Origin of the sequence: Streptomyces sp. NPDC102279, assembly GCF_044766365.1 — a bacterium.
Taxonomy (GTDB): domain Bacteria; phylum Actinomycetota; class Actinomycetes; order Streptomycetales; family Streptomycetaceae; genus Streptomyces.
In genome coordinates this window covers 390692-404049 of the sequence record NZ_JBIWLU010000010.1, presented here as the reverse complement: position 1 = coordinate 404049, position 13358 = coordinate 390692, and the positions used below count along the sequence as shown (strand labels likewise).

Annotated in this window: 13 protein-coding genes; 4 read left to right on the top strand and 9 right to left on the bottom strand. The window is 70.0% G+C overall.

Going from position 1 to position 13358, the window contains the following annotated elements; genetic code table 11:
- Positions 1 to 35 precede the first annotated feature (35 nt).
- From ACIRQH_RS27020 to ACIRQH_RS27005, 4 genes are all read right to left on the bottom strand, one after another.
- The gene (locus tag ACIRQH_RS27020) at positions 36 to 1736 is read right to left on the bottom strand and encodes a methylmalonyl-CoA mutase family protein (RefSeq protein ID WP_358819394.1); all 1701 of its coding nucleotides are present in this window, start codon (positions 1734 to 1736) and stop codon (positions 36 to 38) included.
- 96 nt (positions 1737 to 1832) lie between these two features.
- Complete coding sequence (locus ACIRQH_RS27015) at positions 1833 to 2171, bottom strand: DUF3817 domain-containing protein (RefSeq protein WP_388866537.1); 339 nt, start codon at positions 2169 to 2171, stop codon at positions 1833 to 1835.
- Positions 2172 to 2271: 100 nt separating this feature from the next.
- On the bottom strand, positions 2272 to 2781 hold the full coding sequence (locus ACIRQH_RS27010) for a MarR family transcriptional regulator (RefSeq protein ID WP_358819396.1): 510 nt from the start codon (positions 2779 to 2781) through the stop codon (positions 2272 to 2274).
- A gap of 10 nt (positions 2782 to 2791) precedes the next feature.
- On the bottom strand, positions 2792 to 4165 hold the full coding sequence (locus ACIRQH_RS27005; RefSeq protein ID WP_388866540.1) for an MFS transporter: 1374 nt from the start codon (positions 4163 to 4165) through the stop codon (positions 2792 to 2794).
- 73 nt (positions 4166 to 4238) lie between these two features.
- Here ACIRQH_RS27005 and ACIRQH_RS27000 point away from each other — a divergent pair, with 73 nt between their 5' ends.
- Entirely contained in the window at positions 4239 to 5222 is a 984-nt protein-coding gene (locus ACIRQH_RS27000; RefSeq protein WP_388866543.1) for a DUF5937 family protein, read from the top strand.
- A 53-nt stretch (positions 5223 to 5275) separates the two neighbouring features.
- Here the strand turns inward: ACIRQH_RS27000 and ACIRQH_RS26995 are convergent, their stop codons facing one another.
- The 5 genes from ACIRQH_RS26995 to ACIRQH_RS26975 form a co-directional block, all read right to left on the bottom strand.
- Positions 5276 to 6268 (bottom strand): glycoside hydrolase family 6 protein, encoded by a 993-nt coding sequence (locus ACIRQH_RS26995; protein WP_388866546.1) that lies wholly within the window; start codon positions 6266 to 6268, stop codon positions 5276 to 5278.
- A 136-nt stretch (positions 6269 to 6404) separates the two neighbouring features.
- The gene (locus ACIRQH_RS26990; RefSeq protein ID WP_404227166.1) at positions 6405 to 8360 is read right to left on the bottom strand and encodes a galactose oxidase-like domain-containing protein; all 1956 of its coding nucleotides are present in this window, start codon (positions 8358 to 8360) and stop codon (positions 6405 to 6407) included.
- A gap of 3 nt (positions 8361 to 8363) precedes the next feature.
- On the bottom strand, positions 8364 to 10145 hold the full coding sequence (locus ACIRQH_RS26985) for a glycosyltransferase family 2 protein (protein ID WP_404227164.1): 1782 nt from the start codon (positions 10143 to 10145) through the stop codon (positions 8364 to 8366).
- A gap of 187 nt (positions 10146 to 10332) precedes the next feature.
- Positions 10333 to 10626 carry an MTH1187 family thiamine-binding protein gene (locus ACIRQH_RS26980; protein ID WP_404227161.1) on the bottom strand — a complete coding sequence of 98 codons (294 nt, stop codon included), beginning with the start codon at positions 10624 to 10626 and terminating at the stop codon, positions 10333 to 10335.
- Entirely contained in the window at positions 10623 to 10967 is a 345-nt protein-coding gene (locus ACIRQH_RS26975; protein WP_358819403.1) for a DUF3817 domain-containing protein, read from the bottom strand. The genes ACIRQH_RS26980 and ACIRQH_RS26975 overlap by 4 nt, the downstream gene beginning before the upstream one ends.
- A 226-nt stretch (positions 10968 to 11193) precedes the next feature.
- Here ACIRQH_RS26975 and ACIRQH_RS26970 point away from each other — a divergent pair, with 226 nt between their 5' ends.
- The 3 genes from ACIRQH_RS26970 to ACIRQH_RS26960 are packed head-to-tail and all read left to right on the top strand — an operon-like array spanning position 11194 to position 13275.
- The gene (locus ACIRQH_RS26970) at positions 11194 to 11826 is read left to right on the top strand and encodes an AIM24 family protein (protein ID WP_355875956.1); all 633 of its coding nucleotides are present in this window, start codon (positions 11194 to 11196) and stop codon (positions 11824 to 11826) included.
- Between the two features lies 1 nt (position 11827).
- Positions 11828 to 12478, top strand: coding sequence for an AIM24 family protein (locus tag ACIRQH_RS26965; protein ID WP_358819445.1), 651 nt, complete (start codon positions 11828 to 11830; stop codon positions 12476 to 12478).
- On the top strand, positions 12475 to 13275 hold the full coding sequence (locus ACIRQH_RS26960; protein WP_388866556.1) for an AIM24 family protein: 801 nt from the start codon (positions 12475 to 12477) through the stop codon (positions 13273 to 13275). Before ACIRQH_RS26965 ends, ACIRQH_RS26960 begins: the two co-directional genes overlap by 4 nt.
- Positions 13276 to 13358: the final 83 nt, after the last annotated feature.

Sequence of the window (13358 nt, the reverse complement as noted above, 5' to 3'; positions counted from 1 at the left end):
GGCGCGAAGAGCGGCGGCCGGGGCGCGCACGGGCCTCAGAAGCCCGCCGGCTCCGTGTACACCCCCCACTCGTCGCGCAGGACGCCGCAGATCTCGCCCAGGGTCGCCTCGGCGCGGACCGCCTCCAGCATGGGGGCGATCATGTTCGAGCCGTCGCGGGCGGCGGCGAGCATGGATGCCAGCGCCCCGCGCACGGCGGCCTCGTCACGGCCCTGCCTGCGCGCGCCCAGCTCCCGCACCTGCTCGCGCTCCACCTCGTGGCTGACCCGCAGGATCTCCAGGTCGCCGGTGACGGAGCCGTGGTGGACGTTCACGCCGACGACGCGCTTGTCGCCCTTCTCCACCGACCGCTGGTACTGGAACGCCGACTCGGCGATCTCCCCGGTGAACCAGCCGTCCTCGATGCCGCGCAGGATGCCCGAGGTGATGGGACCGATGGGGTGCCGGCCGTCGGGGTGCGCCCGCAGTCCGCGCTCCCTGATCTGCTCGAAGATCTTCTCGGCGTCGGCCTCGATGCGGTCGGTGAGCTGCTCGACGTACCACGAACCGCCCAGCGGGTCGGCGACGTTGGCGACGCCGGTCTCCTCCATGAGCACCTGCTGCGTGCGCAGGGCGATCTCCGCGGCCTGCTCGGACGGCAGCGCGAGCGTCTCGTCCAGCGCGTTGGTGTGCAGCGAGTTCGTGCCGCCGAGGACCGCGGCGAGCGCCTCCACGGCCGTCCGCACGACGTTGTTGTAGGGCTGCTGGGCCGTCAGCGACACACCGGCGGTCTGCGTGTGGAACCGCAGCCACTGCGCCTTCTCGGTCTTCGCGCCGTACACGTCGCGCATCCAGCGGGCCCAGATCCGCCGGGCCGCCCGGAACTTGGCGATCTCCTCGAAGAAGTCGACGTGGGCGTCGAAGAAGAAGGAGAGCCCGGGGGCGAAGACGTCCACGTCGAGCCCGCGGGAGAGCCCCAGCTCGACGTAGCCGAAGCCGTCCGCCAGCGTGTACGCGAGTTCCTGCGCGGCCGTGGAGCCCGCCTCCCGGATGTGGTAGCCGGAGACGGAGAGCGGCTTGTACGCGGGGATCTTCTCGGCGCAGTGCTCCATCAGGTCGCCGATGAGGCGCAGGTGCGGCTCGGGCTGGAAGAGCCACTCCTTCTGCGCGATGTACTCCTTGAAGATGTCGGTCTGGAGCGTGCCGTTCAGTACGGCCGGGTCGATGCCCTGGCGCTCGGCGGCGACCAGGTACATGCAGAAGACCGGCACCGCGGGCCCGCTGATCGTCATCGACGTCGTGACGTCACCGAGCGGGATGTCCCCGAAGAGGACCTCCATGTCGGCGGCCGAGTCGATGGCGACACCGCAGTGCCCGACCTCGCCGAGCGAGCGGGGGTCGTCGGAGTCGCGGCCCATCAGTGTCGGCATGTCGAACGCCACGGACAGACCTCCGCCGCCGTTGGCGAGGATCTTCTTGTAGCGCTCGTTGGTCTGCTCGGCGTTGCCGAATCCGGCGAACTGCCGGATGGTCCACGTCCGCCCGCGGTACCCGGTGGCGTACAGCCCGCGCGTGTACGGGTACTCGCCGGGCCATCCGATCCGCTCGAAGCCCTCGTAGTGGTCCCCGGGCCGGGGACCGTACACCGGCTCCACGGCGTCACCGGAGAGCGTGCTGAAGTCGGCCTCGCGCTTGCGCGAAGCGTCGTAGCGGGCCTGCCAGCGTCGGCGGCCTTCCTCGATGGCATGAGCGTCCATACCCACGAATTTACTAGGACGTCCTAGTAAATGTCGATGGCAAACCGCCGTACGATCCCGTACGGCGGTGCTGATCCGGTGAGGACCGGGGATGGATCAGGCCTTGGCGACCGCGGGAGAACCCTCCGCGACGCGCGACTCCAGCTCACGGCTGATCCTGCGCTCCACGACAAACGCGGCCGTGGGAATCGTCCCCGCCAGCAGCACCCAGAGCTGCTTGCCCACCGGCCACTTCGCCTTCGACCCCAGGTCGAACGCGAAGATCAGGTACACGACGTACAGCCAGCCGTGCGCGATGGCGACGACACGGGTGAAGTCGGCGGCACCGTCGACGCCCAGGCCGTACTTGGCGATCATGCCGAGGCACAGCAGAACCAGCAGCACACCGGTGACGTAGGCCATGACGCGGTAGCGGGTCAGCACGCTCTTCTTCATGGCTACGAGGGTAACCACCCCATTTGCGCGATCTTCGCGCGCCCCCGCCCTCACCCGCCCGCCCCGGCGCCGCACCCTCCCGCGCCGGACCCGGACCGCCCTACTCGTCCTTGAAGTCGTGCGCGGCCACCCGCAGCGGCCGCAGCATCGCGAAGATCTCCGTGCACTCCTCCGCGTCGTACGCCCCCAGGCCGAAGTCCATCCCCATCAGGTCACGCGTCGCCGCGTCACACACCTCGCGGCCCTTCTCCGTGATCGAGGCGAGCGTGCCGCGCCCGTCGTTCGGATTGGGCCGCTTGTCCACCAGGCCCGAGCGCACCAGCCGGTCCACCGTGTTCGTGACGGACGTCGGATGCACCATCAGCCGTTCACCGATCTTCGACATCGGCAGCTCGCCGGCCTTGGAGAACGTGAGCAGCACCAGCGCCTCGTACCGCGCGAACGTCAGCCCGTACGGCCTGACCACCGCGTCCACCTCGGCCAGCAGGATCTGGTGCGCGCGCATGATCGAGGTGATCGCGGCCATCGACGGCACGGACCCCCAGCGCTGCTGCCAGTGCTCGTCGGCACGGGCGATGGGATCAAAAGCAAGACTGAGCGGCTTCGACACGCCAAAGACCTTACCGGCCGGTCACATCGTGGTCAGCCCCGTCTCGCGTTTCGGTCCTCTCCCCCACGACGACAGGGATCCGCGCCCCCTCCGGCGGCCCGCCCGGCCGCTGCTCCACCCCTTGCCCGGCACGCCGCGCCGCCACCGCCAGCACCACACACAGCACCGTTCCCAGCACCCCCGCGCCCACGACCGTCGCCCGTACCCCGGCGAACTCCGCCACCGCGCCCGACAGTGCCATCCCCAGCCCCTGAACCGTCATCAGGCCCGCCGTGTTCAGCGTCATCGCCCGCCCGAGCAACTCCTCGGGCACCGACCGCACGAACCACTGGTCCAGGCCGAGCGTGTACGCCGAGCCGGCACCCGCCACCGCCAGCAGCACCAGCGACCAGCCCAGACCCGGCCGCAGCGCGTACCCCGCGAACGGCAGCAACGTCACGCACACCAACGGCAACGTGATCCGGTGCCGCGTCAGGGGCCGCAGCCGTGACCCCGCGAACAGCTCCCCCGCGATCGTCCCCACCGGCAGCGCGCACATCAGCAGACCCAGGCCCGTCGACCCCACTCCCAGCCGCTCCGCGTACGGCGCCGCCAACGCCTCCGGCGCCACCATGAACATCGGGGGCACCCAGAACAGCAGAAGCAGCACCCGCACCCGACGGTCCGCCAGCACCAGCCGGGCACCCCGCAACGAGTCCCGCACCAACGCCTGTCCGCCGGTCACCCGCGCCGGCCGGCGCCGCGTGCCGAACCGCAGGAACGCCGCGGACGCCAGGAACGTACCGACCGTCACCAGCAGCGCGTGCCGCGGCGACACCACCGTCAGCAGCAGGCCCCCGAGTCCGAACCCCGTCAGCAGCGCACTCTGCGACACGATGCGCAGCAGCGAACGGCCCAGCACGAACAGTTCCCCGTCACCGAGGACATCGGCCAGCGTCGCCGTCCGCGTCCCCTGGAACACCGGAGCCACCAGCGCCGGCGCCGCCCGCATGGCCAACAACACCGCGATCGGAGCGCCCGGCACCGCCATCACCACCACGCACCCCGCGCACACCAGATCGCACACCACCAGCACCCGCCGCGCCGGAAAACGGTCCGCGACCCCCGCGAGCACCGTCCCGCCGACGAGATACGGCAGAAAACCCAGCGCGAACGTCAAGGCGCTCAGCAGCGGAGACCCCGTCAGGTCGTAGACCAGGACGGACAGCGCGATCTCACTGACCACCAGCCCCAGCAGCGAGAACGCGTGCGCGACGAACACGGCACGGAACTCGCGCACGGCGAAGACCGGGCCGTAACCGGTGCGGACGGCGGGCGGCGCGGCGGCCGCCCCGGCGGTTGCCGGCGTCTTCGTCGTCGTGGGCGCGGTCGGTGTGTCTGACATGTGCGGCAGCGTGCCCCCACCGAGGCCGCCGACGTAGAGTTTCGGCCCCAGCCGAATCTTCCGGAGCCGCCCCATGCCGTCACTCCTGCACTTCGGGGAGGACGACCTCCTCAACTGCCGCTTCGCGATCTCACCCCTCTGGGAGACCCAGGAAGCGGTCCGCACCCTCAACCGGCCCGCACGGCAGGGCTACCACGCACACTGGCTGCGCCGTATCCGCACCGCGGCCGCCGGACTCGACCTCACCCCGCTCTGGCTCCTCATGCCCCGCAGCGGCTACTCCCCCGACTGGCTCGGCCCACCCCCCATCGGCCCCGCCGCCACCTTCGACGAGGAGATCGCGGCCGTCCGCGCCGCCGATCCCGCCGTCGCCCGCGAGGAGACCGCACGCTCCCTGGCCGACACCCCCGGCGCCCTCACCTCCCCGCACGGCCGCGCCCTCCTCGCCGACCCCGCCCGCACCGTCACCCGGCTCACCGACCTGCTCGAACAGGCCTGGCACACCCTCGTCGAACCCGACTGGCCCCGACTGCGCGCCCTGCTGGAAGCCGACATCGCCTTCCACTCACGCCGCCTCGCCCACGTCGGCCTCGGCGGGCTCCTCCCGGAGATCGACCGCCGGCTCGGCTGGCGCGCCCACACCCTCACGATCGAAGGAGGCGGCCGCCACGAACGCCACCTCGCCGGACAGGGCCTGGTGCTCATGCCCAGCGTCTTCTCCTGGCCCGACGTGATCAGCGGCTTCGATCCCCCCTGGCAGCCCACCCTCGCCTACCCCGCCCGCGGCATCGGCGGCCTCTGGGCCGAGCCCACCGACCGCACCTCCGACGCGCTCGTACGCCTCCTCGGCCGCGGCCGAGCCGCCGTCCTCACCGCCCTCGACGAACCCGCCACCACCACGGCACTCGCCCACCGGCTGCGCCTCGCCCCGTCCTCCGTCTCCGCCCACCTCACCGCCCTGCGCGACACCGGCCTCCTCGTCCCACGCCGCTACGGTCACCAGGTGCTGTACGAACGGACGCCGCTGGGGATCGCACTCGCCTCGGGGGGAGGGTGATGCGAGGGGGAAGGTGAAGGGGGCCCGGGCAAACGCCCGAGGGCGGCCGCCGGTCAGCCCCCGGAGTCGCGGGCCAGCGCCAACGCGTAGTCCGGCCACCACTGCCCGGCCGCCGGTCCGCCCTCGCACTCTCCGTCCGATTCGCCCGGCCTCTTGATCCACAGGTAGGCGTCCAGGGCCGGTTCGCCGGTGGCCGTGGCGGGGCGGGTGCCGAGGGCGCGGCCGGGTGGGTTGCACCAGGCTCCCGGGAGGGGGCCGTTGCCGTTGCGGCTGGTGTCGACGACGAAGTGTTTCCCGCCGAGTCTCCCCGCGAGCTCAACGCCGTACGTCCTGGTCACGGCGTCCGTCTGGAAGTTCGAGACGTTCAGCGAGAACCCGTCGGCGTTCGCGATGCCCGCCCGCGTGAGGGGTTCGACGAGTCTGCCGGAGTCGCGGATCCAGGCCGGGTTGCCGGCGTCCACGTAGACCTTGGTGTGGGGCTGGTGCTTGAGCCGGTTGACCGCGTCGCTGAGCAGCTGGGTGCGTTCGTCCTGGTATTCGCCGGGTGTGCAGCCGTCGACGATGTGGGCGATCGCGTCCGGTTCGAGGACGACCAGGGCCCGGCTGTCGGCGAGGGCGTCCGCGAACTGTCCGATCCATCGCCGGTAGGCGTCGGCGTCCGCCGCGCCGCCCGCCGAGTGCTGGCCGCAGTCCCGGTGGGGGATGTTGTAGGCCACGAACAGCGCCGTGCGGTCCTGCCGCGCGGCTGCCGTGGTGGCCGCCCGGACGGCCGGGCCCGGATCGGTCTCGCCGGCCGGCCACAGTGCGGTGGGTTCGTCGGCGATCCGCTTCAGCAGCGCGGCGTCCTCGCTACGGCCCTGGCGTCGCCACAGCTGGATCTGCGCCGCGGCGGGGCCGGCGGGGTCGACCCAGAAGGGGGAGTCGCCGGTGGCGGCCCGCTGTGTCGCCGCGGCGACGGCGGTCCCCTCGGCCCGGGGCCCGGACGAGCAACCCGCGGTGAGGCCGAGCGCCACGAGTGCCACGAGGGTGCGGATCAGCCGGGGCATGCTGCTGCTCCCTCGCGCGCAGGTGACGTCCGGTCACCGGTGGTCGTACGGGCCGGTGCAGCGGAACGAGATCGACGCGGCGGGCGCCGCTCCCCGGCGTCCGACCGTCCACGGCCCGCCCTCCGGCGCCCGCCCGTCACGTGATCCGCACCCACTTCGCCTCGGAAGGCGTCCCCTGAGCGTCCGTCACGAACAGCATGTACCAGCCCGGCGGTACCAGAGCCGGGTCCTTCGGCACCTCGACTGTCACGGAGTTCCCGGTCTTCGTCAGGCCGAGTTCGATGGACCGCTGTTCGACGTCCGTGGTGTGGGTGACGGCGCTGGGGCGCATCAGGCGGGCCTTGGTGACGCGTTCGGGATGGTCCGTGGCGAACGTCGCCCGCCCGTCCTTGTCCAGCCTGTCCGCCCCCTCTCCCAGGACCGGCCGGTTCTTGCCGTTCCGGTGCAGCGCGGGCGGGGTGTAGATCTCCATGCGCTGCTCGAAGTGACCCAGTTTGGTGTTCCGCTGGTCGTCGAAGAGCGGGTCGGAACCGAAGGTGGCGACCCGGCCGTCGGGCAGGAGCAGGGCCTCGGAGTGGTAGTTGCGGCCCACGGTCGGGGACGCGGCTTCGCGGAAGGTGTTGGCCTTGGGGTCGTAGAACTGGGCTTTGAGGATGTTGCCGGCGCTGCGCCCCCGGTAGTCCCGGGAACCGTTCGTGGTGAAGACGGTGTCGTCGGGCATGATCACGCTGTTCAGGTAGCGGGTGCCCTGGGGGAGGTCGGGTCCGTCCTGGAAGGTGGGGTTGTCCTTCTTCAGGTCGACGACCGCGGTGCGGGGGGTGGATCTCTTCGATTCTCCGACGCCTCCTCCGCCGAGGATCATGACCTTCTGGTCCTGTGCGGGGGGCAGGAGGAGCGAGGCGGAGGTTTCGGTCTCGTCGGCGTCCCGTAGTCCGGGCACCTTCTCGAAGGTGTTGGTCCTCAGGTCCCAGAGCCCGGCGTCGCGGCCCTGGTCGGCGGGGCCGTATCCGGCGTTGGAGGCCGGGTAGAACAGTTTGCCGCCCTGGGTGAGGAAGAGGGCGGGGTAGGTGGGGAAGTAGCGTTTGGGGCCGGGGGTCCACTTCTTGGTGCGGGGGTCGTAGATCTCGTTGTCGCCGGGGTCGATGGTTCCGACGTCGTCGAGGCCGGAGACGGCGAGGACGCGTCCGTCGTCGAGTCCGACCAGGGTGGGGTACCAGCGCGCCTTGTCCATCGGGTCGACGGGGAGGTACTTCTCGGCCCGGGGGTCGAACTCGTAGGCGGCTCTGATGCCTTGGAAGTCCTGTTTTTCGAGGGTGATCTTCTCGGAGAGGCCGTAGGTGTTGGCGGCGTCCTCACCGCGCAGGCCGGCGATCTCGTACTGGGCCTGGGTGTCGGTGACCGCCAGGGGCCCTTTTTCCGTGGCCTCGACGAAGACGCGTGCTTCGCCGGCGGTGACGGTGGTCCGCCACGGTTGCATGACGCCGGCCTGGTCGTAGGTGGCCGTCTGGTCGCGTCTGGCCCTGGGGACGGTGACGTCGAACCGGCTGACGTACGCGACGCCGGCGGGTGAGCGGAAGACGGTGCCCTTCTTGAGGACGATGTCCTTGTCGGGGTTCTCGTTCTTCACGCGCATGCCGCCGCCGGCCCGCCGGACCTCGCCGTCGAGTTGTTCGTAGCGGGCGGTTCCGCCGGCGACGAGCATTCTGCCGTCGGGAAGTTGGGCGTGGCCGGAGCAGAAGAAGTCGTCCGGGGTGGGGATCTTCTTGAAGGTGTCGTTCCCGGGGTCCCACAGGACGGTGTCGAAGGATCCCTTGTCGAACTTCCTCTGTTCGTTTCCGGAGCCGGCGACGATGAGCACTTTTCCGGTGTGGAGCAGGGCGGCGTGGATGGCGTTGGTGCGGTAGGCGCCGGGGATGTCGATCTGCGTCCAGGAGCCGAAGGCGGCCTGGTAGGAGGGCTGGGAGACCTTGTAGGCGTGATAGGTCTCGCCGGCGAGACCGAGTGCGGCGGGGGCGTTGAGTCCGGCGAGGACGGCGATCCCGGTGATGCCGAGGAGTCTCTTCCGGGCCTTCTTCGAGGGCGGGTGGGCCATGGCCTAGCTACCTCCTGGGGTGGAGCCGGTGACCGGGGCGGCGGTTCGGGCGGCGAGGGCCGGTTCCTTGGGCTGGGGGACGCGGACGGGGGCGGGGTGCGGCCGCCGGGTCCGGCGTTCCTTGAGGAGGGTGGTGATCCATACGGCGACGGGTGCCAGGGAGAGGGCCATGGCGAGGAGGGCCCAGGTCCGCATGGCCGCGTGGGTGTGACCGAGGGCGGTGGAGGCGCCGAGGGAGACGGCGAGGAGTGCGGCCCAGCCGAGGTGGATGCGGAAGGTGCGGAGCCGGTCGGGGCTGGTGTCGCCCCCTTTGGGGGTGACGACGAAACCGCTGGGGCGGCGGGTGAGGGCGTCGGCCAGCGCTTTGAGGTAGATGGGGGCCGAGAGCGCGGACATGGCCATGCCGGCGAGGCCGCCGGAGCCCTCGGGTTCGTGGGGGGAGACGTTGTGGCGCCGGTTCCAGAGGTAGAGGGCGATCCGGAGGGCGGCGGCGTCGCTGTAGAGCATGAGCCACAGGGAGGCGGTGACTTGTGTTCCGGAGGCTCCGAACCACAGGAAGAGGACGCAGCTGATGATGCCGAGGAGCCAGTTGACGGCGGTCATCGGGTAGTAGATGAGCATCATCGTGTAGGAGAAGAGGCGGCCCGGAGGCATGGTGAAGACCGCCTTCCAGTACTGCTTGATGAGTGTTTCGTAGGTGCCGCGGGACCAGCGCATCTGCTGGGTGAAGAAGTCGGTCCAGGAGGCGGGGCCTTCGCCGACGGCGAGGACGTCGGGTGTGTAGACGGATCGCCAGTGGCGGCCGGTGCGGGGGTTGCGGTGGCGGTGCAGTTCGAACCCGGTGGCCATGTCCTCGGTGATGGAGTCCTGGAGTCCGCCGATCTGGCGGAGGGCCGCGAGGCGTACGACGTTGTTGGTGCCGACGAACATGGGTGAGCGGTAGCGGTTGCCGGCGCGCTGGATCAGGGCGTGGAAGAGGAACTGCTGGGACTCGGCGCCCTTGGTGACGGGGTGCTCGTAGTTTCCGTAGACCTGGGGGCCGACGACGAAGGCGACGTCGGGGTCGCGGAAGTAGCCCATCATCCGGTCGAGGAAGCCGGGCAGGGGGGTGTGGTCCGCGTCGACGGAGGCGAAGTACTCGTAGGCGTGGCCGTGGAGGGTGAGCCAGGCGTTGTAGTTGCCGTGTTTGGTCCGGGCCTTGTGGGCGCCGTGGGGGCGGTTCCAGTCGGGGATGCCGTGGCGGGTGAAGTGGCGGACGCCGAGTTCGGCGCAGAGGTCTTTGGCCCGGTCGTCGTCGCCTTCGTCGAGGAGCCAGACGTGGAGGAGCCCGGCGTGGGTGACGCGGAGGGCGCCTTCGAGGGTGGCGCGGACGGTGGCGAGGGGCTCCTTGCCGGGGACGTAGGTGGTGAGGAAGGCGACCCGGGTTCCCTCCTCGGGGGCGAGGGGGACGGGGTCGCGGGCGGTGAGGGTGGCGTGGGCGATGCTCAGGACGTTGACGACCATGAAGAGCTCGATGAGGCCGATGGCGATGAGCATGATCGTGTCGAGGCCCACGAGCCAGGTCTCGCCGTTCTCGCGTTCGACCCAGTGGGTGGGCCACAGGAGGTAGACGAGGAGGGTGGCGGTGAGCGCGGGCGCGAGGGTCGTCAGGAGGAGAGCGCGTATTCGGTGCGGTCCGCGTGACAGGAGCTTGGTGTACTGCACCTGTTGGGCCGTGCCGGCGGGGTGGGTCAGGGGTCCGGCGAGTCGGCTGTAGGAGTCGTAGTCGTAGCCCTCGGGCCGCACGCGCCCTCCTGTGGTCGAGGCGGCCTGACTGGCCGTTATCAACACACAAGGTGAGTTTTGGTTGGGTGTCGAACGGGGTGCGTCCGATGGGGTGTGCGGGCCGGGCGGCCGGGTGGTCTTTGCTGCGGGCATACGAGAAACCCCGGTCCTGGGGGCCGGGGTTCTCGGGTGGTGAGGTGAGGCGCCGTCAGGCGGACAGGTACCGTTCGACGGTTTCCACCTTGGTGGTGAGACCGTCGGTGACGCCGGGCCGGATGTCGGCCTTGAGGACGAGGGAGACGCGGGGTGCGCGTTCTTCGACGACGGCGACGGCGCGTTTGACGACGGCCATGACCTCGTCCCAGTCGCCTTCGACGGAGGTGAACATCGCGTCGGTGCGGTTGGGGAGGCCGGACTCACGGACGACGCGGACGGCGTCGGCGACATACTCCCCGACGTCCTCGCCGACACCGAGCGGTGTCACGGAGAAGGCGACGATCATGCGTTGACGATCCCTTCCTGGCGGGCGCGGGAGGCGATGACCGCCCTCTCGGCCTCGTGCTTGAGCCTGCGCTCGGCGAAGAAGCCGCCGGTGGGCAGGACCGAGAGGACGAAGTAGAGGATGCCGGTGCCGACGCTCCAGCGGGCGCGGTTCCAGGCGTCGGCCCAGAAGATCACGTAGAGGACGAAGAGGACACCGTGGATCGCGCCCATGACGGGGACGGCGTTGAAGTCCGTGGTCCGCTTCAGCACCGAGCAGACGAGCAGCAGCAGGAAGGAGACGGCTTCGGGGGCCGAGACCAGGCGGAGGCGGCGGAGTGCGCTGGCGGTCTTTATGTCCACGGGTCACCTTCGGTGGGAGTTTCGCTGGCGGGGTGACGCTGCTTTGTGAACGCAAGCACAAGCGTCGTGCCCATTGTGGCATCCGGGGGTGTGGTGCCGGTCCGAGGGGCTGGGTGGGGCATTCGGACGGGTGTCCTGACGGTCCCCTGAGGGTCGGTTCGGGGGTGGGATCCATCCGGGGACTCTGTCGGTGGCCGGATGCTGGGGTTACCTTCGCTTCGTGGCGATGTTTCGACTTCAAGGCAGCAAGGTGCTGGCCGTCGATGTGACCGGGGACGCCGTGAAGGCGAAGAACGGCTCGATGGTCGCGTACGACGGCCAGATGGCCTTCAAGAAGCTGAGCGGGGGCGGTGAGGGGGTCCGGGGGATGGTCACCCGGCGCCTGACCGGTGAGCAGATGACGGTGATGGAGGTGAGGGGGCACGGGACGTGCTGGTTCGCCGACCGGGCCTCGGAGATCAATCTGGTGGGGCTTCAGGGGGACAAGCTGTATGTGGAGTCGAGCAATCTGCTGGTGACGGACGCGGGACTGCGGACCGGGACGACGTTCACGGGTCTGCGGGGCGCGTCGCAGGGCAACGGGTTGTTCACGACGACGGTCGAGGGGCACGGCCAGGCGGCGATCATGTCGGACGGGCCGGCGGTGGTGCTGCGGGTGAGTGCGCAGTATCCGCTGACGGTGGACCCGGGCGCGTACATCGCGCACCAGGGGAACGTGCGGCAGTCCCTGCAGTCGGGTGTGACGTTCCGCACGCTGCTGGGTGAGGGTGGCGGTGAGGCGTTCCAGATGCGGTTCGAGGGCGACGGTCTGGTCTACGTGCAGCCCAGTGAGCGGAACACGATCGCGGGGGATGTGTGAGATGCCGTTCCGCGAGGTGAACTCGAAGGTGGTCGAGGCGACGGTGATGCCGGGGCAGCGGCTGTTCAGTCAGCGGGGCGCGATGCTGGCGTACCGGGGCGAGGTGTCGTTCACGCCGAACGTCCAGGGTGGTCAGGGCGGTGTGATGTCGATGATCGGCCGTCGTCTGGCGAACGAGGCGACTCCGCTGATGACGGTGGAGGGGTCGGGGACGGTGCTGTTCGGTCACGGCGGTCATCACGTGCAGGTGATCGAGTTGTCCGGGGACACCTTGTACGTGGAGGCGGACCGGCTGCTGGCCTTCGACGGCGCGTTGCAGCAGGGGACGATGTTCCTGGGCTCGCAGGGCGGCGTGATGGGGATGGTCCGGGGCCAGGTGACGGGTCAGGGACTGTTCACGACGACGCTGAAGGGCCACGGCGCGGTGGCGGTGATGGCGCACGGGGGTGTGTTTGAGGTGCCGATCACTCCGCAGCGTCCGGTGCATGTGGATCCGCAGGCGTACGTGGCGCATCACGGGGACGTGCGGAACAAGCTGTCGACGGCGCTGGGCTGGCGGGACATGGTGGGGCGCGGTTCGGGTGAGGCGTTCCAGCTGGAGCTGAGCGGCAGCGGTTCGGTGTTCGTGCAGGCGTCGGAGGAGAAGCTGTGAGCGGGTACGGAGTCCCGGGCGGCCCGGTGATCCATGATCCGATGTCGCTGCCGGTCGACGACAACGTGAACAACTACACCTTCTGTGTGGAACTCAAGGGGAGCCAGTGGTTCCTGCAGAAGGGCAAGATGATCGCCTATTACGGATCGATGGAGTTCAACGGGATCGGGCACGGCCGTCTGGACCGTCTGGTGCGTACGTCGTTCCATTCACCTCTGCACGCGAGCGACTGGGTCGTGGCGGAGGGTTCGGGCAAGATGCTGCTCGCCGACCGGGCCTTCGACGTGAATTCGTACGACCTGGACGACGGCAACCTGACCATTCGCTCTGGCAACTTGCTCGCTTTTCAGCCAAGTCTCGCGCTGAAGCAGTCGATCGTGCCGGGCTTTCTGACACTGATCGGAACGGGCAAGTTCGTGGCCGCGTCGAACGGTCCGGTGGTGTTCATGGAACCCCCGATCCGGGTGGACCCGCAGGCCCTTGTCGGGTGGGCCGACTGCCCGTCCCCGTGCCACCACTACGACCATGGGTACATGACGGGCGTGATGGGCGGTCTACGTGCGATGACGGGCCTCGGCGGAGCCTCCGGGGAGGAGCACCAGTTCGAGTTCGTGGGGGCGGGTACGGTGCTGCTCCAGTCGACCGAGATCCTGATGGCGGAGCAGGCCACGGGGGCGGTGCCGCAGCAGGCCGGAGTGCCGGGTGCGGGCGGGATGCCGGGTCAGCACGGGCAGCAGCCCGGGGCACCGCGCCTTCCCGGACAGCTGGGGGACCTCCAGCGTCGCTTCGGGCTGTGAGCGATAGTGTGCGGGGTGTGACTTCGAACGCGTGCGCACCGTCACACCACCCTCACTAGTTCGCCTTTCAACATTTTAGGTAG